Below are 21,203 nucleotides of genomic sequence, written 5' to 3'. Positions count from 1 at the left end.
TGTGTTCATCATATAAAAGCGTTAATCGTCAAAAAGACTGTTTATACAGCGCTTCTAGTTGCATCGAATTCACTTCCCGTGGGTTAGTCGGTGTGCAACTATCACGCAGCGCCTGCCCAACCATTTCCGCTAAGCGGGTATTAAAATCTATTTCATTGACACCCGTTGCCTGAATGCCTTTTGGCATATTCATCTCATCTTTTAGTACGTTAATCGCCACTATCAGGCTTTCAACACCTTCACGAACGGTTGATGATGGCAAATTCAAGTTTTTTGCTAATCTTGCGTAGCGTTTAGCAGCTTCATTACTGCATTGCCCATTAATATCTGCATTAAAAGCAACCACTTGCGCCATTAAAATGGTATTAGCACGGCCATGGGGAATGTGAAATACGCCGCCTAATGCATGTGCCAAACTGTGGGTAATACCTAAAGATGCATTGGTAAAAGCCATTCCTGCGATACAAGACGCGTTATGCATTTTTTCTCGAGCAAGCAAATTACTGCCTTCGCGATAACAATCAATCAGATGTCCAAAGACCAATTGAACCGCTTTTTCTGCCAGTGCATCTGAAAAGTCAGATGCGGTACGAGAGACATAAGCCTCTAAAGCGTGGCATAACACATCCATTCCAGTATCCGCAGTAATCGAAGCGGGTACTGACTTCACTAATGCAGGGTCAAGAATGGCAACGTCTGGCAACATAAATTCATCAACCAAAACCAATTTTTCTGACTTTGATTTAATCACTGAAAATGACGTTACTTCAGAGCCAGTACCACTGGTTGTTGGGATCGCAATAAACTGTGGCTTTGCTCTATTCAAATCTTTTTGTGTATGCCAAAGGGAGTAAATAACAGCTTTTGCAGCATCGATAACAGACCCACCACCGAGTGCGATAACTAAATCTGGATACTGCATATCCATGATTTTCATCCCTTTCACAATGGCAGCAATGTCCGGGTCTGGTGCAACATCATCATAAATAGAAAAGGTGACGCCGCTATCTTGCAACCGACGGGTGACTTCATCGGCCAAACCAAACTTCACCATCGCTTTATCCGTCACGATAAATGCGTGCCTAGCACTGACTTGAGAGATAAAATCCAGCGCATTCGCACCAAATTGAACTTTGGGTTTAATCAAAAACTGATTCATGCTGCTTTACTCCCTGTTATCCCGATAAACCTTCTCAACAATGGCAACCACTGACATGGCTTTGTATCTATCTTTATTCAAAGCGAAGTAAGCTTCCGCTAAGACAATGTCATTAATTCCGGCACCGACACTGTCAACCGCGACATACGTTTTGTCTTTCAACGGTTCAAGGTCATCACCCAGTACAGAGATCATCAGTAAGTTACTACCGCTGAGCTCTTGGCATTTTTGCGTTGCGACAACATGTCCGATTACCTTTGCAAGGATCATGGTTTATACCGCCTTATTTCAATGAGTTACTTACTGAGACGTCCAAGAACTGCCTTAATAATTTGCTCGACATTCTCTTCAGTGATGTCACTTTGTGCGACGGTAGTTTCGGCTCTAGGGGCAGTATTCATTGCGCTACCGAATCTATCATCACCATGATTGCTGGCAGGTGAATAGGCGCAGGTTGTCGCAACGGATGAGTTAAAAAACCGCTCATCATCCAAAATACTCACAGGTGACTGGCTAACATTCACCGCTACCACTGGTGAAGCTGAGCAACTCGGCGCTTGAGTCGGCTGTTTAAGATCGTCAATGGAACGTACCCCATAACCGACTTTACGAATATTTAGCAGGTTCATCGGTCCAACGTTGTCAGAACTTGAACCACCACCGATAGCACCACAACCGAGCGTCAATGCCGGAGTCAGATTAGTGGTTGCACCAATGCCACCCAATGATGCAGGGGTATTGATCAAAATTCGGTTAACCGGTTTTTCAAGCGAGAACTGACGGATGACATCTTCGTTCTGCGTATGGATCACTAAGGTATGACCTAGGCCTTCGTTAGTGAGTAAATCAACCACACGGTGACAAGCTGATTTCCAATCTTCTTCGATGTACATGCCTAAAATTGGGCATAGTTTTTCGCGAGAGTATGGATTTTTAGGTGAAACGGTATCTTGTAGTGCAATCAATACACGGGTATTAGCAGGAATAGTGAAGCCTGCACGTTGGCTAAGATAAAGAGCATCCTTTCCAACAACTTCTGGATTAATGGTGCCATTACCTCGCAATAGCATTGATGCCATGCGCTTAGCTTCATCATCATTCATAAAGTAAGCGCCTTGTGCTAACAACTCACGGTGCACTTCGTTATAAATACAGCGTTCAACAATGATGGATTGCTCAGATGCGCAAATAACGCCATTATCAAACGTTTTACTGGTAATAATGTCGCTAACTGCTTTTTTGATATCAGCACTGCGTTCGATGAAAGCTGGGCCATTACCCGGTCCACCACTGATAGTTGGTGTACCTGATGCATAGGCAGCGCGTACCATTGCTTCACCGCCTGTCGCCAAAATTAATGAAACATCTTTGCTATGCATTAATTCTTTGGTGGCATCTAATGTCAGCATAGTAACGCCATCGACGATACCTTCAGGCGCACCAGCCTCTAAAGCCGCTTTTTTAACAATTTCCAATGTACGAAAACTACAAGCCTTCGCATTTGGATGTGGGGAAAAGACGATTGCATTACCTGCCTTTAAGGCAATCAATGTTTTATAGATAATGGTCGATGTCGGGTTCGTTGATGGCACAAGTGCCGTAATGACCCCTAATGGAACGCCCACTTCCATGACTTTATTGATTTTGTCATCACTAATGATGCCAACGGTTTTTAGATCTTTTATGTGTTCATAGACACGCAGTGAAGCGAATGTATTTTTCAGGACCTTATCTTGCCATTTCCCAAAACCAGTCTCTTCATTTGCCATTTTCGCTAACTCTTCAGCGTGAAGCGCCGATTCAATAGCGATGTGTTTAACGATACTGTCGATTTTTTCCTGCGAAAAAGTAGCAAAAATATTCTGCGCCTGCTTCGCGTTTCTAACTAGCTCTCTTGCCAGTTGTCTGGATTGCAAATCTTTATCTAATGCAACCATGTCTTCCCCCGTACCGGAGTCAAAAATTAACTAAATAAATTTGTTGTCTAGAATGACGATGTCTCAGCCCACAACTTAGGCTTTGTGCTGCTGTGCAATTTTGCCGATATCGTTATGTGGTCTTGCAATAACGCGTGAAGTCACCACTGTGCCAACACGTTTTGCTGCTTCAACGCCAGATTCCACTGCGGCATTCACTGCACCAACATCACCTTTTACCATCGCCGTAACTAGCCCAGAACCCACATTCTCATAACCGATTAACTCAACGTTTGCCGCTTTACACATGGCATCCGCAGCTTCAATGCACGCTACCAGACCTTTAGTTTCGATTAGACCAAGTGCTTCTTTCATCAGTAATTTCCTTTTTATTCCGTGACTTTATATTGGGCGACGATTTTTTGAATATCGCTATGAGGACGTGCAATAACCAAAGAAGTCACCACGGTGCCGATGCGCGATGCTGATTCAACACCTGATTCAACTGCCGCTTTTACCGCACCAACATCGCCCTTCACCATTGCAGTAACTAAACCTGACCCAACATTTTCATAACCAATCAGCACGACATTTGCGGCTTTACACATAGAATCAGCCGCTTCAATGCAAGCTACTAACCCTTGAGTTTCGATAAGACCTAATGCGTCACCCATATATTTTTCTCCGGAAAAAATTATGCTTTGTGTTTAATGACAATTTTGCTGATGTCGTTGTGCGGACGAGCAATAACTAAAGAAGTCACCACTTCACCAACACGTTGAGCAGATTCAACACCGGAATCAACAGCCGCTTTAACTGCACCAACATCGCCTTTTACCATCGCGGTCACCAGACCAGATCCGACATTTTCGTAGCCGATTAGCTCAACATTCGCGGCTTTGCACATTGCATCAGCTGCTTCAATACAAGCCACCAGACCTTTAGTTTCAATAAGACCTAATGCATCACCCATTGTTATTTCCTCCGAGAAACCGTTTTACGGTTTCTTGTGCTAAAGAGTTCGAGAAAGAGTTCGAGATAACTCAAGCCAATGTGCTTGCGTGGTGATTCCATTGAACGCAGCGCTTGGCTTCAAACTCACTATAGTCCTCGGAAATTAAAACAAAATATAAATCCACAAATAGACATTAATTAGATTAATACTCTAAAAATTAAATAATTAATTCACCAATTCACATAACAATGCTGATAATTCTAATAATTCACGTATCTGTATTATCGAGAGAAATAACAAAAGTGTAGATTTAGGGATAATAGGAGGGATTGTTAACAGGATATTATTGAACTGAAAAAAGACCGTAATTTGAGCGATGATAACTGCGGTAGCGGTCACTGACTTATAAGGTTCTCTTGCTATCGCTTTTGTACAAAATGAAATATTTAAAGTGCATATTTTCATCATCACGTAAGTGGTTAACAGCTTAACTTTATAAATAAACTGCTTATTAAGAATGTCGAAAATACGCTAAATGATTGGTCATTAAGAATGCCGAAAATACACTAAATAATTGGTCATTAAGAATGCCGAAAGAAGCCAACAACGCCACAAATTGAAGTATGAAGAGTATTGGGGAGCATACATGAGTATGTGACTCGAATAGCCGAGAGAAGCCAACAACGTCACAAATTAAAGTATGAAGAGTATAAATAGGCTAATCGAACTTGCTACCTTGCTTTAAGGTGCAGATATAGAGAGGAGAATTCAGAGAGCTAAGCAATATCGTTTTATCATTCAGCTTTTGTGCATTTAAAAATAGCCCATCATGGCTATTTGACATTTCTCGCATAAAGTAATCAAAGATAACATTAGGAGATTCATCTATCGACGAGGCACTTGATTCCCATTGGCTAATATTATAATGCCTTTCTGTGGGTGACACCCGTTTAGTTGTATAATTAAATTTCACGTAGCGCTGCAAATAAAGCCAACCCGCCTTGGAATCGGTATATCCTTCAACAACAATAGCCCCTTGCCCATTTACACTAAAACTAAAGTGAATATTTGCATTAACGTTTTCATCAATCATATTTTCAAAACGCATAATGCCTTTCGTTGAACAAGACATCATTCCATCATTTTTATTTGAAAGTATCACTGACTGCGTATAAATAGCCACGATAATAAACAACAAGCCACTTATTAAGCACAGTACTTTCCCTGTTATTTTCATGATGGTTTCCAAGAATAATAAAAATAGTTATCACAGTAGCTAAATGGATTATCTTCATTCACCGCACAGTGCGCTAAAAATACCCTTCCTAGGCCATTGGTTTGTAATTTATCACCATAAAAGAAAACAAATTTTTCCTTTTCAACACACTTTAAATTTAAGTTATTACGTACGGTATCAAAATTTTGCACGTACTTGAGAGCAACCGTGCCATTAATCATCTTTTCATTCGATAGCGCATCACATTGGCTATGCTCTAATACAGTCAAATTAATAGGTTGTGATGGTTTATCTGTAAAATAAGCCATAATAGCCAACAATAAGGAGCATAAAAGAAAAGCACCGCTGGCTAAATACCAGCAAATTTCTTTTTTTTCTTTGGTTAATGGAACCGTTCTTTTTTGAGGTGTAATTTGCAATGGTATAGGTTCAGTATTTGGCGATGAAACAACAGTGGCCTCACCTATCTCACTTAAATTATTGATCAGTCTCGTTGAATTAAAAGCTGTGTCATCAATAACCTCAACCAATATCTCCGGATTAAATTCTAAGCGTCCTCTTGCCACAGTCACAATAATGTTTTCGATACCGTACTGGCGGAATGCTTTTCTCAATAAGCTTAGATATTGATTCAAATTACTATTAGATGACACTAACCCATTATCATCCCAAACTGCTTTTAAAACATCATCACGGGAAATAACACCACGATTTTGTATAAAATAAAATAACAATGCATTGGCAGTAATCGATAGCTGAGTGCTCACCTCACCTTCTTTCAAAGATAAAGTGCCATCAGCTGAGTCATAAATAATTAAGGCATTTATTTTATATTTCACTGCCGCCTCATTCTATTTTTAGATTAATTTTTATTTTGAGTATTAATCAATTTTTTCAAATGAAATCTGGGTTAATCGACTGACAATTGCATCACACTCTTGTTTTGATAAAGTTTGCCCCTCAGTAAGAGCAGAAAGCCACAATCCATCCGCCGCATAGCGAACTAATGCACCTAAATAACTATTATCAAACTCATCGCCTTTTTCTAAATGCCCGAGTACCCAATCTCGCCAACATTTACGCAATACAGGCTCAGTAGGCATCGCTAATGATAATAATGCGAGCTGAAAACTTTCATCAGATTCTTTTAACTCACCAATATAATGCAGATAAGCCCGAGAAAACCGACCATAACAATTTGAATCATTCACCATAATAATATTAATGCGCTCATCCATAATCTCTAATAATTGAATGAATAAAGCATGAATAAGCTCCTGCTTACTGGGAAAGTGATGCAATAGGCCACCTTTGCTCACTCCCGCCTCACGTGCCACCGCATTAAGAGAAAGTGAACCAATACCTTCTCTACCGGCAATAATTCGTGCCGCCTTGAGCAACTCCTCTTGTCGTTTTATAGGATCTTTTTTTCTATGCTGCACCGAATTATTCATGACACGAATGATACCGACCAGTCGGTATGTTTCATGTTGACTCAAATCAAGTAACCCTAATTTGATAAAGGTTAAATCTAAATACTGTAATTTGCCTCACAATATTTATTAATAATTTCCGTTAACTACCTAATTAGTTTAAAAATTAAAATAAAGTTTATAAGAAAAAAGACATTTAGGTATAAATAAAATGAAACTTAATTTAACTTAGTTTTGCAGATAAATGAATTATGATGTTTAATAATTAGAGTGAAATATAATCCTTATTAAATACAGTATGTATTAAACATCTGTATTTAACTCACGAAAAAAGAGGTTTCCATCATGTCTAATCAATATAATATTGGTGTTATTGTCGGTAGTTTACGTGCAGATTCATACAATTTAAAAGTTGCTAAAGCCATCACCAAATTATTTCCAACCAACTACTCTTTTAAATTCATTAATATTAGTGAGTTACCTCTATATAACCAAGAAGCTGATCAACAAGTTCCAGCTGTTGTCGCCAATTTCAAAGCTCAAATCAAATCCTGTGATGGCATCATTTTTGCCACACCTGAATATAACCGCTCAATTCCCGGCGTATTAAAAAATGCTATCGACCAAGGCTCTCGCCCATGGGGAGATAATTCGTGGAATGGTATTCCTGCGGGCGTATTAGGCGTATCTATTGGTAACATTAGTACAGCTATCGCGCAACAGCATTTGCGTAATAGCCTTGCCTTCTTAAACATGCCAACGATGAATCAACCTGAATGTTTCTTGAAATGGTATGACGACATGGTAGATGCACAAGGCAACATCTCACCAAAAAGCAAAGATTTCCTTCAACCTTGGGCTGATACTTTTGCAAAATTTGTAAGCCACAATGTAGCCAAATAAATAATTTACCATTCAAGTGTTAAGCGCATCATGAGGATGCGCTTAAATTCCGAACATAGACGAATTAACGTCCTGCTTTTAATTTTTGGAAATACTCTTCATAAATAATATTGGTATTACCAACATCACTTTGCCATTCACCTTTTTGTAGCACAGCTTCACTAGGATACAGTGATGGGTCATTAGCTATTTCAGCAGGTAACAGTTTCTTCGCGGCCAAATTTGGTGTTGGGTAACCAATAGACTGTGCAACTTGTGCAGCAATTTCAGGACGTAGCAGGAAATTAATCAGCTGATGTGCCCCTTCAACGTTTTTCGCATTGGAGGGAATTGCTAAACTGTCCATCCAAAAAATACCGCCTTCTTTTGGCCAAACGACTTCAATTGGTAAACCCGCTTGTCTTGCTACAAAAGCAGAACCATTCCACAGCATACCGACATCCACTTCGCCCTCAATAAAAGGCGTCGCTGGATTATCTGAGTTGAAGGCTAAAATATTTGGGCGCAGTTTTTGCAACTCTTTATAGGCTTCTTCAATTTGTTTCGGATCCGTCGTGTTACCCGAATAACCCAATTTAGTTAACGCAACTTGAAAGACTTCTCGCGCATCATCCATCATTAGCAAACTATTTTTATATTCAGGTTTCCAGAAATCGGCCCAGGATGTAACCGAACCCGGATCAACTGCCTCACCATTGATACCAATACCTGTAGCACCCCAAATATAAGGTACTGAATAATCATTTTGCGGATCAAACTCTTTATGGATGAGATTTGGGTCAAGATTCTTAAAGTTACTAAGCTTATCTTTATCAATTTTTTGCAGCATCCCCTCTTTACTCATTTTAGAAATAAAATAAGTCGACGGAACCACCAAATCATAAGCCCCTTCTTTATAGGTTTTGAGTTTGGTATACATGCTTTCGTTTGATTCATAGGTAGAGTAAATCACTTTGATGCCAGTTTCTTTCGTGAATTGCTCTAATAAACCGGGGGGAACATACTCTGTCCAGTTATAGAAATACAGTACGTTTTTATTATCGTCAGCGGCAGTTGCCGTGCCAATGCTTGCAGCCATTACACCTGCGGCCAGCAGATAGGACCATTTTTTCATTCCTGAGTTTCCCTCAACACAGTGCTTTCTTATATCTTATAGGCCCAATTGGAGCCCACCCTCGCGCCTAATGGCAGTGAAAAATAATGTCGTATTGCATCGATGACTCTTGCATTTATAACGACATCAACTATTTATCGTATTAATCTATTTAATATTTGTGCGTTTTGAATACTTATCTCTCATTACCCACTGACTGAGACAAACAAGAAGTAGTGACATCAGCAGCAGTACTGTCGCCAGAGCATTTACCTCAGGAGAAACACCCACTTTCACCATAGAGTATATTTTCAGCGGCAAAATTTCATAACTTGGTCCGGTGACAAAGGAAGAAACAACCACATCATCCATCGACAACGTGAAACTCAATAACCAGCCCGCCACAACCGCAGGCATTGCTAGAGGTAAAATTATTTTACGTAAAATAGTAAATTCTCCCGCACCTAAATCTCGTGCGGCTTCTAGCATTTTCACATCGAAATCTTTCAATCTCGCATAAACAGTCACCACCACAAAAGGCAGACAAAAAGTAATATGAGAAAACAATAATGACCAAAAACCAAGGGAAACCCCAAGGATCATAAATAAAACTAACAACGATATTGCCATCACGATATCTGGGGACATCATGACGACAAAAAGCATTCCACCAACAAAAGGTTTTCCTCTGAAGCGATAACGGAATAAAGCAACAGCAGTTAATGTGCCGATAATTGTCGCAAACGTCGCTGAAAGTATCGCCATCGTTAACGAATGCCCAGCCGCTTCTAATAAACTATCGTTATTGCTTAATAGTTCATACCATTTGGTTGAAAACCCTTGCCACTGAATGCCAAAGCGAGACTCATTGAACGAATTAACAATCAGAATAATGATTGGGATATAAAGATAAGCGTAAATAATGGCCATGAAGCCACCGCGAAAAGTACGTCCGATCATTCTTCATAGGCCTTTTTATTCAAAAGCTTAGCAGCCCGATAATACACATACAGCAATAATCCCATCATCAGTGTGAGGAAAATACTGGTTGCTGCCCCAAATGGCCAATCTCGAATATTAAGGAATTGACTTTTAATCACATTACCAATTAAAAGATTCTTAGCACCGCCCATTAAATCAGCGACATAGAACAATCCCATCGCGGGTAATAACACTAACAAGCACCCTGCAATAATACCCGGCATGGTTAATGGAATGATGATTTTAATGAAGGTTTGGAATTTGTTAGCACCCAAATCTCTTGCCGCTTCCAAATATGATTTATCCAGTTTTTCAATGCTGGAATAGAGCGGCATCACCATAAATGGCAACAGAATATAAATCAGCCCTAAAATAACAGCTTCTGGTGTGTACATCAGCCTGATAGGCTTTTCTATGATGCCAATCCACAACAAAAAATCATTCAAATAACCTTTGGTGCTCAAAAAAACTTTTAGACCATAAATTCGGATCAATGAGTTGGTCCAAAATGGCACAATAAGCAAAAATAACATCAACGGCTGTATGCGCTTAGGTAACCTTGCCAACATAAAGGCAAATGGATAACCAATAACCAAACAAAAGAAGGTGGCAATTAAAGCCATATTCAGTGAGTGCAACATCACTTCAGCGTACATGGGATCGGATAGGCGAATATAATTATCCCACGTAAAAACTAAGTCGACTAAGTTAGCATCACTACGAGTCAGAAAACTGGTGCCAATAATCATCAAATTAGGCAAAAACACAAATAACACCAGCCAAGCAACCACACCGATGATGATGACATTCTGCAAAATTTTATGTTTACGAATGATCATCCAGAACTACCTCCCAGCTTTCTACCCAAGTTACTGCAACTTTTTGGTTAAGAGAGTGGTCAACATCTGGGTCATCTTCATTGAAGAATTCGCTCACCATAATAATTTTGCCATCGTCCATTTCAACCACGGAATCTAAAGTCATTCCTTTATAGTTACGTTCACGCACATAACCTATAAGGCCAGGATGATTTTCTGCATCGTTGACTTCTTCAACACGTAGATCTTCTGGGCGTAATAGCACATTGACGTGTTGCCCTTCTTGAACGGAAAGAGAGGTGAAAATATCACATTCATGCCCCTCAACGTTGGCTCGAATACGATTATCATCAATACGGTATAAAACATTCGCATCAAAAATATTAATTTCGCCAATAAATTGAGCAACAAATAAATTTTTAGGTTCCTCATAAATCTCACGAGGCGTACCATCTTGCTCAATTTTACCTTCTCGCATCACAATAATGCGGTCAGACATTGCCAACGCTTCTTCTTGATCGTGAGTCACAAAAACAAAGGTGATCCCCAGTTTTCGCTGAAGTGCTTTTAGCTCATTCTGCATTTGTTTACGCAGTTTATAATCTAAAGCAGATAAAGATTCATCCAACAATAAGATTTTAGGTCGATTAACCACTGCACGCGCAATAGCAACCCGCTGTTGCTGCCCGCCTGATAATTGGTTAGGTCGACGTGTCGCAAATTCGTCAAGTTGCACCATACGTAATGCTTGATCAACCCGCTGTTGAATATCAGCTGTTGGCGTTTTTTGCATACGCAAACCGAATGCAACGTTATCAAAAACGGTCATATGGGGAAATAATGCATAGCTTTGAAATACAGTATTGACGAAACGCTGCTCCGCCGGGATATCTGTAATATCTTGCCCATCAAGGATAATTTGACCATCATCCACATCTTCAAGGCCTGCTATCAGGCGTAAAACTGTCGTTTTACCACAACCAGAAGGGCCTAGAATGGTTAAAAATTCACCATTATGAATAGTTAGATCAAGTTCAGAAATAATTTTTTTGCCGTCAAAACCTTTACTTAAAGATTTTAATTCGACAAGTGGTGTCAGAGAGGTTGTCTCAGTCATTTATAATACACTCTATCCCGAAGAATAATGCAGATAGAACCGCCACCGTTAAAGACTGTATAAGCTTGTCGGATCTTCCCCAGCAAAGCCCAAACCAGTAGCGCCATTTAAAGTTCATTAAGCCAAGCATGATAAACACTGTTTCTGCAAATTGAAAGCCATTTTCAGCATTTCGTTTGGCTTTCATTATGAATTGCCAACAAATAAAATACCTTTTTGATAAAAACAACCAATATAGCAGCATAAGTTATTGGCTTGTCATTATCCGTTAGTTTTCATGACGTATTCAATTTAAATAATAATATTTAATATCATTAAATTCATCACATTAGGCTATAAAATAAAAAACATCATTAATTCCAATTTAAATAATTATTATTTACCTGATAAGTAAATTCCCGTTATTTATGAATCCCGTTTATTCCTAAGGATATTAAAATGATAAATTTAAATAACCAAATAAGTTATTTATAAGTCTATTTCATAATTAAACGCTAAAAACAGTAGGAATTTAATAACATTTATAACAAATAATTAAAATAACAGTTAATTATATTATAATGTGACTTATCTCAAACTTTGACGCCCTCCTTTTTTTTATCCCCATAAGTTTAACCAGCATCATATTATTCCCTGCATCTCTTTGAATATAATGGTCAAATTGATATCATTTTAAATACTATTTTTTTATTTTTCGCTTCATTATGCCTCCTATAAGTATTCACTTTGCACCTCAAGAGTGAATTATATTAAGAATAAACATAAGCCTACCGGCGATTATTTTTTGGATATTCCACTGAAATTAATATGTGAGTGAACAAAATGGCTAATAAAGACTTTTTCTACCAAGAACCTTATCCTTTATCTGCGGATAAAACTGAATACTATCAAGTATCAGATAAATATGTTTCAACAGAACAATTTTTAGGTAAGCAAATCCTCAAAGTTGAGCCTGAAGCTCTAACGGTACTGGCTCAACAAGCTATTTACGATTCTCAATTTTTCCTAAGAGCCGCACACCAAAAACAAGTTGCTGCCATATTGCACGATCCCGAAGCTAGTGAGAACGATAAATATGTTGCACTACAGTTATTACGTAATGCGGAAATTTCGGCTAAAGGTATTTTACCCAACTGCCAAGATACAGGAACTGCGACTATTTTAGCGAAGAAAGGCCAGCAAGTATGGACTGATTGTAACGATGAAGCGTACTTATCACGTGGTGTATACAATGTTTTCACACAAGAAAATTTACGTTACTCACAAAATGCCGCCTTAGATATGTATAACGAAGTCAATACAGGGACCAATTTACCTGCTCAAATTGATATTTTTGCCACTGAAGGCGACGAATACCATTTCCTATTCGTTAACAAAGGTGCAGGTTCTGCCAACAAATCAGCGCTATTTCAAGAAACTAAAACAATTTTGGAACCCGCAAAACTCAAAGCTTTCTTAATTGAAAAAATGAAATCTTTGGGGACTACAGCATGCCCGCCTTACCATATTGCATTTGTAATAGGGGGAACATCCGCAGAAGCAACATTGAAAGCCACTAAATTAGCCTCAACTAAATATTATGACAACCTGCCAACTACAGGTAATGAGTATGGGCGAGCATTCCGCGATGTGGAACTTGAAGATGCTCTCTTGGAAGCATCCCGTCACTTTGGTTTTGGTGCCCAGTTTGGGGGGAAATATTTTGCACATGATGTAAGAATTATTCGCTTACCTCGTCACGGTGGCTCTTGCCCAATTGGTTTGGCTATTTCATGTTCCTCTGACCGCAATATCAAAGCAAAAATAAATAAAGAAGGCTTATGGATTGAGAAAATGGAACACAATCCAGCTCAGTATATTCCTGAGTCTATGCGCCAACAACAAGAAGGCTCCGTTGTGCATATTGACCTCAATAGGCCAATGAAAGATATCCTAGCCGAACTCAGTAAACACCCAGTATCGACACGTGTTTCACTCAGTGGCCCCCTTATTATCGGACGTGATATCGCCCATGCTAAACTAAAAGAACGCTTAGATAATGGCGAAGAATTACCACAGTATTTTAAAGATCATATGGTGTATTACGCGGGCCCTGCAAAAAAACCTGAAGATATGGTTTCAGGTTCTTTAGGCCCAACAACAGGTAATCGAATGGACCCCTATGTCGATTTATTTCAGTCCCATGGCGGTAGTATGCTAATGCTAGCCAAAGGAAATCGTACCCAATCGGTAACGGATGCCTGTAAAAAACATGGGGGCTTCTATTTAGGTAGTATTGGGGGTTCCGCCGCAATTTTAGCGCAAGAATATGTCAAAAGTTTAAATTGCCTTGAATACCCAGAACTTGGGATGGAAGCTATTTGGAAAATGGAAGTTGAAGGACTTCCTGCCTTTATATTAGTTGATGACAAAGGTAATAACTTCTTTGAACAAGTTCAGGATGAAAGCTGTAAGAAATGTATTAAGTAGCATACATAACTAAATAGGATTTGCCACAAGGAGCAAGGGAATGCTCTGATTTCTACAAGTAATATGCTTTATTCAAAAAAAGCAGGCAATGCCTGCTTTTAAGACTCATACTAAATGTATGTTAATAATAGTTTATTCGGACAATTGTTGAGGCTGTAAAAGGTCCGGTTTTCACCGCTGACACCTTTTTAACAGACGCACTATAACTACGAGTCACAGAAGTACTACCTAAAGGTAAATTACCAAAGAATTGAAAGTAATTAAATTTCACTTGGTTACTTTTATCATCTAAGATTGTTAAATTAGTACCATTATTTAAATTAATCGCATAATCGCCATTCAGTTTATCGGTAGTTTCAAAATTAACATTCATTGAAAAATTATCTAAACACCCTCGTTTTACCGCTTGTATCTGAAAATCTTTTTTAAATTCTTTACCCTGATTAAGATCGGTAATCATCAGCTGCCCAAAATCAATTTGCTGCGACTCAGGGAAAACCTTAATGTCAGCACCACACTTTAAAAAACGAATTCCTTGTAATCCAGAGATAGAATATCGCAGATTTTTAGCACCTGGCGTTGTATTAATCCCCCCGCTTCCATCAAATTGGAAAACCGTAAACTGATTATCGCCCGTATAATTCCCCGATGGCGGTACCACGCCAGTCACTTTTATATATAAAGAGAAAGTTACGGTGACAGTCACATTCTGACCTTTACGTATTGGCGCCGTGCCAAGATTAACACGCTGTTGGTTTTGCTCTAATTGTTGCCCTTGGTAGTTAGCCCCAAGTAATAATCCAGTTCCTAAACGTTGAGATGTCGGATTAAAATACATATGAACAACGTCAACCATATTACCAAGAACATTATCGCAATACACCGTGACTGTCATAGGATCAGATTGCCAAATAACAGAACCCGCTTTCATGTCAGATGGAATAGCTAATTGCCCAACAGGTACAGCTGGTTTTATAACATCACCAGTACCCGCTTCAACACAGTCTAATGCAAATGTTTTAGGACTAATAAATGCCAAAACAAATAAAAAATAAAAACCATATTGTTTTATAAATTTGTGTATCATGATTTATACACCTTATTAAAGATAAGTAATATTTAAGGTAATCTGCGTTTTAATATTACCCACTGTTAATTCATTTTTAGCAAGATAGCTTTCCAACATTGAGTAAACGGTAATTTGCTGATTATCATCAAAATAAATCGGATAGTTTCGATATTCACCATTTGGAATAATATTGCCATTTTTATCAGTTAATCGAAGCCCGTACCCATTCAATATTGTTTTACCACCGAATAAATTTCGATCTGTGCTGCCTGTTGGCTCTGAAATAAACATAATACGCACAACAGGTTCTCTATCATCTCGCCCACGACTTGGAAAAATGCAATCATCAAATTTTAATTTGACCTCTTGCTTAGGACTTCTATCGCCTATTTCATTAAAATAATTTAAAGAAATTGGCCCAAATTCAATATTTTGATCCATTGACGAAAAGCTAATCTTACAAGGTAGAGAAACAACATTTCCTGTAAAATTAAGATCTCCTCGCATCATGCTACTGTCTGCATAAGCATTGCCACAAAGCAGTGATAACATAAAAAGGCACATTGAAGCAGAGCAATTTCTCATCTCTAAAATCCTATTTGCTGTCTTTATCTAACTGACATGAAGAGGCTGCACATTGGTATGTCAGCATTTTCATTCCACCGTAATCATCCATATAACCGGTATAAAGTTGACCGAAACCCGCAGTGGGTACTGTCACGCTTTCTTTTGATAATGGCGCTATCATCACACTGTCAAATCCAGTAAAATTTTGTTTGTTGTTATTACTTAAATAACCCAAAGTGACATAATATTTAGTCGGGTTTTCAATCAGTAATTGATTTCCTGAATGCGTATATTTCAATTCTTTAGCCCAAACTTTGTCACTATTATTTTCAATCTGAGCTGGGCGATAAAACATTTTCAAACGGCTTTGAATAGCAATTTGAACAACATTTTCTTTATCAGCAACTGGGGGAATTTCACGTACGTTTAAATAAAATAAAGATTCTCTGTCCTGAGGGAGTTGGTCAATCCCTTCAGTTTGCACTATTTTTATTTGATTTTTGGCATTTGGCTCAACACGTTGCATTGGCGGTAATACCGTAAAAGGTTCTGCAATTTTATTTCCTTTTTCATCTTCCATCCATGATTGAGCTAAATATGGCATGGTTTTACTTTGGTTATTAATAACCAAACTAATGGACTTATCTTTGCCCGGAAAAATAATTCGAGTACGGTCAATGTTAATTGCAGCGGAAGCATACTGCATACCGATAAAAATTAATGACAAACTTAAAATAACGTTATTTATTTTACGCATAAAAACTTTCCTTTAATGGCAGGGAATCAAAATTTTGCCTTGATTTTGTTCAGGTATATTAGATAGATCTAAACTGCACTGATTAGCACCACCTGCCCATTTAATAATATAATGTTCTTGAGGGTTAATACCCGTTAAATACACAATTCCATTATCAGCAATGATACCCACTTCTCTACCACTACTGACTTCAATAATACTTGTTCCAAGTGGTGGATATTTTCCACTACTTAAACGAATTACTGCTAAAATACGTTTACCTTGGTTAGCCTTTATCTTTTGATAACCAATCGAACCTTCAGTTAGAGTTTTTCCAATAATATTTTCATTCACGTCAACATCATCAGGCAACGTATTCATATCAATGTAAACATCTGAATTAGAAAAACTATTTAATGTTGTTGCCACGCCAATACCAAAACGGTTTGTCACTGATTGACCATTATCAATAGAGATCCCAGCGACATTATCGCTATCTATCATAATTCGTGGTTCATTATTTGTACCATTACGATGAAGCGCTGCACCATATTTAGTCGCCGTCATTGAGCCATACCAACTTCCGCCCAATGCACGGTATGAATTTACATTTTCAGTTGCATTAACATTTAATACACCATAGGCCGTTGAACGCTGGTAACTACCACTAATATTCGGTTCTAAGTCGCCTAACTCGCGTTTATCACCACCAACCCTCATACTCCAATAATTGTTATCAACATTTTCACTATAATATGCAACAGATTGTCCGAAACTATGATCGCCATCCGCATATTGGGCGTCATAGCTTACTGAAGCACCACTTTCTAATGGAATTGAAAATGATAAATAAATTTGGTTGTCATCCGTTTCTTGATACTTAATTTTATTTAATGACAATGTGCCTGATATATTTCTAATATTTCCAATATTAAACAATTTACTTAGGCTCATACCAAAGTTAGTTGTTGATTCACTATTCCAAAATTGATGATGAGATGCATTCAAATACAAGGTCAAATCTAACGGGCTGATATATTGATTAAACGATGCTGTATAAACGTTTTTATCACGTCTGAAATCAAGAACGCCATTGGCTGCATCAATATACTGCGGCATAGTTAAAAACTCTTTCTCTGAGAATTTATAACCTGCAAACGTCACTTGTGAATTCGTTGATTCAAAACGCTTAGAATAATTTAGTCGATAACTGTTACCTGAATAAGAACCAAAATTATCTAAATTGGCATGAGTTCTCGTGATATCAAATGAGATAGCGCCAAACAAGTTCATGTTTTGACCAATTCCTATATTCACGGCTTGGTAATTAGCATTATCAATAGTCGCAATTAAGCCACCAAATAGAGAAGTGTTACTCAATATCCCATAAGAAATTTCACCCGCTATAAACCGTGGATCTGTTTTTTGCGAACGACCAAATGGACTTGACTCCCCCATTGACAACTTATACAAAAATTGGCCTTGTCGTGTTAGAAATGGTAACGATGCTGCCGTAATTTGATAACTCGTTTTAGAGCCATCCTCTTCTTCCACAGTGACATCTAATGTTCCCTGTACTGCTTCCGTAATATCCTGAATATTAAAAGGACCTGGAGCGACTCGAGTCTGTTTAATAACACGACCATTTTGCGAAACAATAACGGTAGCATTGGTTTTTGCTATACCAGTGACTTGTGGTGCATAACCACGTAAAGATGGTGGAAGCATCCGGTTATCACTAAAGAAAGAAGCACCAATAAAACGGAAACTATCAAATAAATCTGTCCTTAAATAAGATTCACCAAGAAGTACCTTGGCACCAATTTCAGGTAAAGCACGATAAGCATAAATTTGAGTCCAATCAAAACGCTCATTCACTTTGCCCTGTGAACGATTATATTGATATTGATAATCTGCACGTAAACGCCAAGCGCCGAAGTTAGCGCCGGTAGTTCCGTTACTACTCGCACTATAAGTTTCACTCGTATTTTTAGGCGCTGAATAATTCATAAATAAATTATAATCTAGGAATGCACCCGTAATACCATTTTCCCACTGAGAAGGTGGAACCCAATAAGGGTCATCATATTCCAACCAAGCTTGTGGAATCGAAAATAAAATATTTTGATTTGCTTTATCAAAGCGATAATCTATATCGGAATTCTTAGATAATTCAACACACTGATTATCAGTTTGTAAAAAAAGCTCTTCTCGTACTTTCTTTTTTAATGCAAACAGATCAACCATCTCTGGCGTAATGCAGAGTACTGAATTATCTTTACTCTCTTCAATAAATTGAATTAAATACTGTCCTGATAATTTCCGACCATTTAATGTAATATCTGTTAGGTATTCACCTGCTGGAATAAAGTCCGGATTTGAAAACTGACTTAGATCAATATTATCTCGGTCTTTTGCATCAATAACATTCATATTAAATTCTACCGCATTTGACACCCCAGAAAATGAGAGCGCAAATGCAATAGAAAATAATATTTTGTTTATTTTGAATTGAGGCAATAAAGACATGAGTATCCCTGTCAAAAATATAGCACTATAAAAATGCAGAAAATAACAGGCAAATAAATGCCTGTTATATATAAATATATATTTATAGGTAGTTTAATGCATAAGTTGCTTGAGAAATAATGCTACCAGTTTCTACTTTACTTCCGTTCGCTTCAACGCGAGCATTAAAAGTCAGTTTATTTGGGCCATCTGTTAATGGCATTTCAACGCTAGTATCACCTACTTTCATCGTTGCGCCATCAGCGTTAATTAAACGAACACCAACACCTTTAGAAGTACCTGTATTCGCTAACAGATCTTTTTTAGTTGTATCTGGCGTTCCAGTGAATGTTACTTTAACTTTACTTACAGCAGGGAAAAGTACAACATCACTAGCGTCTTTAACTTCACCTAAGTCACAGTTTTCTAAAGCAATAGTGTACTGAACTTGTTGGCTGTATTTGTTGCCAGTTTCAAGTACTTTATTTGCAACTTGACCAAGGTCAACGTTAACAGTGCCATCACCTGGTAGTGAACAAGGTGCGTTAATCACTTTACCAGTGAAGTTAATAACACCGCTTCCTTGATCAACAGTTGCTGCATTTGCGATGCCAGCTGCGAATGAAGATGCGATAATTGTAGCTAATGCAATTTTAGTTAATTTCATTTATATTTTCCTATAATAAAAGACGACACATGTACAATCACTTAACGATTAAATAATTATTAAGTTGATATTATTTTGCTGAGGAAGTTTTTAATTAAATATAGCCAAACATAATCACTAGGCATAGTGATTACTTGGAAATCAATATTTATTAATTCCTGATAAAATCTTATTTAAATAAACAATCAAGTATTTAATGAAGGTTTAAAATAAGACCACTCCTAATTATGATTATTAAATTTAAAAGCTCTCTTTACCTATAAAAACATCATCAATAAAAAAGCAAATTAGATTTGTTTCTAACGCATCGGCAAGAACGTGTAAATTTTCAATATTAATATTACACTCGCCTCTTTCATAACGAGATATTTGTTGCTGACTAACACCAACAAGGTTCGCTAATTCTATACCAGAAAGACCTAAATTCTTTCGTCTCTTTCTAATTTCTCTACCGACTATCCAATTTACATTTATCATTTTTGATAACCTAAGATAAATTAAAATGTAACACTGCAAAACCATTTTAATAGAAGCTAAAAATTTAGTGCACCAATAATATTCTTATTCTCATTTCATGAAGCTAAATCAAAAAACCATAATTTAACGTCAACTCAGAATTTGAGTTAATTATAGTTTTCAATATTTAAAAGTAAAACAGTTTAAAACGATCGATACCATAGATTGAATTAGATAAAACCTATCAAAAATAGCACATTGAGATATAATGACTAAACCAAATGACTTCACTCATAATTAGTGTGATGGAGATCTCTTATTTCCAAGTAAAATGTCATGGCAATACATTGATTTTAATAGAGTTAAAATATATACCATTTAGAATGGTAATATGTATAAATAATACAAACACAGCAATAAATATCCTAAATTAGTATTTATTAATATATAAATTAATAACCATTGATTTAAAATGGATTTAATTAATAATTAACAATTAAAGTCCCTTAAATTAACAATATTTATTTTATAATGATAATACCACTCATGGTGGTTTTTTAGCTCAATTAATAGATTGCAAAATTAAAATGCAGATCATTTAATTTACTCAGCAGGCGAGTGCGGAATATAAGAAATAATAAATTAACGAAATTCAATCGTACTCACCATGTGAGTATTGTGATTATAAGACTAATGTCTCATTTTATCGATGAAGTAGTAAAATAATACCTTTTGACGGGATAATAGCTTATTTACAAAACAACAAATACGTTATTTAACAATGAGTTACTTTTATTTCCAATTGTAACAAAACACGATCTAATATGAATGAAAAAAAAGTCAAAAACAAATGGTTACACTTTAAACGAGAAATAATATGACGCAGAACTAATGAAAAACGAGTAATGACAGTATTTTTAGTTGAAAATCGGGTTCAAGAATCAGAAAAAAATGATATTTTTTTTCTTATATACAACTTAATCAAAAATTCTACGCTAAAAAAATAGAGCTAATGCCAAGAATAGTGCCCTTTACTAAAGCTAATTCGAAGCATTTACATCAAATACGAGTAAATAACACATCAGTATTAGACCATCTTTTTTGGACTTTCCGTATTAT

22 protein-coding genes are annotated in these 21,203 nt (G+C 37.2%); 2 read left to right on the top strand and 20 right to left on the bottom strand.

What is annotated here, in order from left to right:
• Positions 1-28: 28 nt before the first annotated feature.
• From ACTH6U_RS04340 to ACTH6U_RS04300, 9 genes are all read right to left on the bottom strand, one after another.
• Entirely contained in the window at positions 29-1,159 is a 1,131-nt protein-coding gene (locus ACTH6U_RS04340) for a 1-propanol dehydrogenase PduQ (protein WP_441831645.1), read from the bottom strand.
• A gap of 6 nt (positions 1,160-1,165) precedes the next feature.
• Positions 1,166-1,429, bottom strand: a complete 264-nt coding sequence (locus ACTH6U_RS04335) for a EutN/CcmL family microcompartment protein (protein ID WP_294109617.1) — start codon at positions 1,427-1,429, stop codon at positions 1,166-1,168.
• Between the two features lie 26 nt (positions 1,430-1,455).
• Entirely contained in the window at positions 1,456-3,096 is a 1,641-nt protein-coding gene (locus ACTH6U_RS04330; RefSeq protein ID WP_441831644.1) for an acetaldehyde dehydrogenase (acetylating), read from the bottom strand.
• A gap of 75 nt (positions 3,097-3,171) precedes the next feature.
• Complete coding sequence (locus ACTH6U_RS04325) at positions 3,172-3,450, bottom strand: BMC domain-containing protein (protein WP_006658501.1); 279 nt, start codon at positions 3,448-3,450, stop codon at positions 3,172-3,174.
• A gap of 14 nt (positions 3,451-3,464) precedes the next feature.
• On the bottom strand, positions 3,465-3,749 hold the full coding sequence (locus ACTH6U_RS04320) for a BMC domain-containing protein (RefSeq protein WP_294109640.1): 285 nt from the start codon (positions 3,747-3,749) through the stop codon (positions 3,465-3,467).
• Between the two features lie 20 nt (positions 3,750-3,769).
• Positions 3,770-4,048, bottom strand: a complete 279-nt coding sequence (locus ACTH6U_RS04315; protein ID WP_294109642.1) for a BMC domain-containing protein — start codon at positions 4,046-4,048, stop codon at positions 3,770-3,772.
• 700 nt (positions 4,049-4,748) lie between these two features.
• Complete coding sequence (locus ACTH6U_RS04310; protein ID WP_441831643.1) at positions 4,749-5,267, bottom strand: FidL-like protein; 519 nt, start codon at positions 5,265-5,267, stop codon at positions 4,749-4,751.
• Entirely contained in the window at positions 5,264-6,106 is an 843-nt protein-coding gene (locus tag ACTH6U_RS04305; protein WP_336430977.1) for a transcriptional regulator, read from the bottom strand. The genes ACTH6U_RS04310 and ACTH6U_RS04305 overlap by 4 nt, the downstream gene beginning before the upstream one ends.
• A 42-nt stretch (positions 6,107-6,148) precedes the next feature.
• Positions 6,149-6,721 carry a TetR/AcrR family transcriptional regulator gene (locus tag ACTH6U_RS04300; RefSeq protein WP_294109702.1) on the bottom strand — a complete coding sequence of 191 codons (573 nt, stop codon included), beginning with the start codon at positions 6,719-6,721 and terminating at the stop codon, positions 6,149-6,151.
• Between the two features lie 324 nt (positions 6,722-7,045).
• Here ACTH6U_RS04300 and ACTH6U_RS04295 point away from each other — a divergent pair, with 324 nt between their 5' ends.
• Positions 7,046-7,603, top strand: coding sequence for an NADPH-dependent FMN reductase (locus ACTH6U_RS04295; RefSeq protein WP_294109649.1), 558 nt, complete (start codon positions 7,046-7,048; stop codon positions 7,601-7,603).
• 64 nt (positions 7,604-7,667) lie between these two features.
• On the opposite strand, the gene potD is transcribed toward ACTH6U_RS04295, so the two are convergent.
• From potD to ACTH6U_RS04270, 5 genes are all read right to left on the bottom strand, one after another.
• Positions 7,668-8,717 (bottom strand): spermidine/putrescine ABC transporter substrate-binding protein PotD, encoded by a 1,050-nt coding sequence (gene potD / locus ACTH6U_RS04290; RefSeq protein WP_434719812.1) that lies wholly within the window; start codon positions 8,715-8,717, stop codon positions 7,668-7,670.
• Between the two features lie 147 nt (positions 8,718-8,864).
• On the bottom strand, positions 8,865-9,656 hold the full coding sequence (gene potC, locus ACTH6U_RS04285; RefSeq protein WP_294109653.1) for a spermidine/putrescine ABC transporter permease PotC: 792 nt from the start codon (positions 9,654-9,656) through the stop codon (positions 8,865-8,867).
• Complete coding sequence (potB, locus tag ACTH6U_RS04280) at positions 9,653-10,516, bottom strand: spermidine/putrescine ABC transporter permease PotB (protein WP_336430978.1); 864 nt, start codon at positions 10,514-10,516, stop codon at positions 9,653-9,655. Before potB ends, potC begins: the two co-directional genes overlap by 4 nt.
• Positions 10,503-11,612, bottom strand: coding sequence for a spermidine/putrescine ABC transporter ATP-binding protein PotA (potA, locus tag ACTH6U_RS04275; protein WP_434719810.1), 1,110 nt, complete (start codon positions 11,610-11,612; stop codon positions 10,503-10,505). Before potA ends, potB begins: the two co-directional genes overlap by 14 nt.
• Positions 11,605-11,799, bottom strand: coding sequence for a hypothetical protein (locus ACTH6U_RS04270; protein WP_336430979.1), 195 nt, complete (start codon positions 11,797-11,799; stop codon positions 11,605-11,607). Before ACTH6U_RS04270 ends, potA begins: the two co-directional genes overlap by 8 nt.
• A 635-nt stretch (positions 11,800-12,434) precedes the next feature.
• Here ACTH6U_RS04270 and ACTH6U_RS04265 point away from each other — a divergent pair.
• A complete protein-coding gene (locus tag ACTH6U_RS04265; protein ID WP_294109657.1) occupies positions 12,435-14,081 on the top strand; it encodes a fumarate hydratase in 1,647 nt (548 codons plus the stop codon).
• 121 nt (positions 14,082-14,202) lie between these two features.
• Here the strand turns inward: ACTH6U_RS04265 and ACTH6U_RS04260 are convergent, their stop codons facing one another.
• From ACTH6U_RS04260 to ACTH6U_RS04235, 6 genes are all read right to left on the bottom strand, one after another.
• Positions 14,203-15,168, bottom strand: a complete 966-nt coding sequence (locus ACTH6U_RS04260; RefSeq protein ID WP_294109659.1) for a fimbrial protein — start codon at positions 15,166-15,168, stop codon at positions 14,203-14,205.
• Positions 15,169-15,183: 15 nt separating this feature from the next.
• Positions 15,184-15,735, bottom strand: a complete 552-nt coding sequence (locus ACTH6U_RS04255) for a fimbrial protein (protein WP_294109660.1) — start codon at positions 15,733-15,735, stop codon at positions 15,184-15,186.
• A 10-nt stretch (positions 15,736-15,745) separates the two neighbouring features.
• Positions 15,746-16,474: a fimbrial biogenesis chaperone gene (locus ACTH6U_RS04250; RefSeq protein ID WP_294109662.1), complete on the bottom strand. Its 729-nt coding sequence runs from the start codon at positions 16,472-16,474 to the stop codon at positions 15,746-15,748.
• 12 nt (positions 16,475-16,486) lie between these two features.
• Entirely contained in the window at positions 16,487-18,982 is a 2,496-nt protein-coding gene (locus ACTH6U_RS04245) for a fimbria/pilus outer membrane usher protein (RefSeq protein ID WP_441831642.1), read from the bottom strand.
• Between the two features lie 82 nt (positions 18,983-19,064).
• Entirely contained in the window at positions 19,065-19,628 is a 564-nt protein-coding gene (locus ACTH6U_RS04240) for a fimbrial protein (RefSeq protein ID WP_294109664.1), read from the bottom strand.
• Between the two features lie 240 nt (positions 19,629-19,868).
• Positions 19,869-20,105: a helix-turn-helix domain-containing protein gene (locus ACTH6U_RS04235; RefSeq protein ID WP_294109665.1), complete on the bottom strand. Its 237-nt coding sequence runs from the start codon at positions 20,103-20,105 to the stop codon at positions 19,869-19,871.
• Positions 20,106-21,203 lie beyond the last annotated feature (1,098 nt).

Source organism: Providencia sp., from assembly GCF_052096715.1.
Lineage (GTDB): Bacteria > Pseudomonadota > Gammaproteobacteria > Enterobacterales > Enterobacteriaceae > Providencia.
This window is presented reverse-complemented; position numbering and strand designations above follow the sequence as displayed.

Bases quoted from the DNA above. Each gene is read 5' to 3' on its own strand.
- ACTH6U_RS04340 (WP_441831645.1), bottom strand. From the start codon at position 1,159: ATGAATCAGTTTTTGATTAAACCCAAAGTTCAATTTGGTGCGAATGCG.
- ACTH6U_RS04335 (WP_294109617.1), bottom strand. From the start codon at position 1,429: ATGATCCTTGCAAAGGTAATCGGACATGTTGTCGCAACGCAAAAATGC.
- ACTH6U_RS04330 (WP_441831644.1), bottom strand. From the start codon at position 3,096: ATGGTTGCATTAGATAAAGATTTGCAATCCAGACAACTGGCAAGAGAG.
- ACTH6U_RS04325 (WP_006658501.1), bottom strand. From the start codon at position 3,450: ATGAAAGAAGCACTTGGTCTAATCGAAACTAAAGGTCTGGTAGCGTGC.
- ACTH6U_RS04320 (WP_294109640.1), bottom strand. From the start codon at position 3,749: ATGGGTGACGCATTAGGTCTTATCGAAACTCAAGGGTTAGTAGCTTGC.
- ACTH6U_RS04315 (WP_294109642.1), bottom strand. From the start codon at position 4,048: ATGGGTGATGCATTAGGTCTTATTGAAACTAAAGGTCTGGTGGCTTGT.
- ACTH6U_RS04310 (WP_441831643.1), bottom strand. From the start codon at position 5,267: ATGAAAATAACAGGGAAAGTACTGTGCTTAATAAGTGGCTTGTTGTTT.
- ACTH6U_RS04300 (WP_294109702.1), bottom strand. From the start codon at position 6,721: ATGAATAATTCGGTGCAGCATAGAAAAAAAGATCCTATAAAACGACAA.
- ACTH6U_RS04295 (WP_294109649.1), top strand. From the start codon at position 7,046: ATGTCTAATCAATATAATATTGGTGTTATTGTCGGTAGTTTACGTGCA.
- potD (WP_434719812.1), bottom strand. From the start codon at position 8,717: ATGAAAAAATGGTCCTATCTGCTGGCCGCAGGTGTAATGGCTGCAAGC.
- potC (WP_294109653.1), bottom strand. From the start codon at position 9,656: ATGATCGGACGTACTTTTCGCGGTGGCTTCATGGCCATTATTTACGCT.
- potB (WP_336430978.1), bottom strand. From the start codon at position 10,516: ATGATCATTCGTAAACATAAAATTTTGCAGAATGTCATCATCATCGGT.
- potA (WP_434719810.1), bottom strand. From the start codon at position 11,612: ATGACTGAGACAACCTCTCTGACACCACTTGTCGAATTAAAATCTTTA.
- ACTH6U_RS04270 (WP_336430979.1), bottom strand. From the start codon at position 11,799: ATGAAAGCCAAACGAAATGCTGAAAATGGCTTTCAATTTGCAGAAACA.
- ACTH6U_RS04265 (WP_294109657.1), top strand. From the start codon at position 12,435: ATGGCTAATAAAGACTTTTTCTACCAAGAACCTTATCCTTTATCTGCG.
- ACTH6U_RS04260 (WP_294109659.1), bottom strand. From the start codon at position 15,168: ATGATACACAAATTTATAAAACAATATGGTTTTTATTTTTTATTTGTT.
- ACTH6U_RS04255 (WP_294109660.1), bottom strand. From the start codon at position 15,735: ATGAGAAATTGCTCTGCTTCAATGTGCCTTTTTATGTTATCACTGCTT.
- ACTH6U_RS04250 (WP_294109662.1), bottom strand. From the start codon at position 16,474: ATGCGTAAAATAAATAACGTTATTTTAAGTTTGTCATTAATTTTTATC.
- ACTH6U_RS04245 (WP_441831642.1), bottom strand. From the start codon at position 18,982: ATGTCTTTATTGCCTCAATTCAAAATAAACAAAATATTATTTTCTATT.
- ACTH6U_RS04240 (WP_294109664.1), bottom strand. From the start codon at position 19,628: ATGAAATTAACTAAAATTGCATTAGCTACAATTATCGCATCTTCATTC.
- ACTH6U_RS04235 (WP_294109665.1), bottom strand. From the start codon at position 20,105: ATGATAAATGTAAATTGGATAGTCGGTAGAGAAATTAGAAAGAGACGA.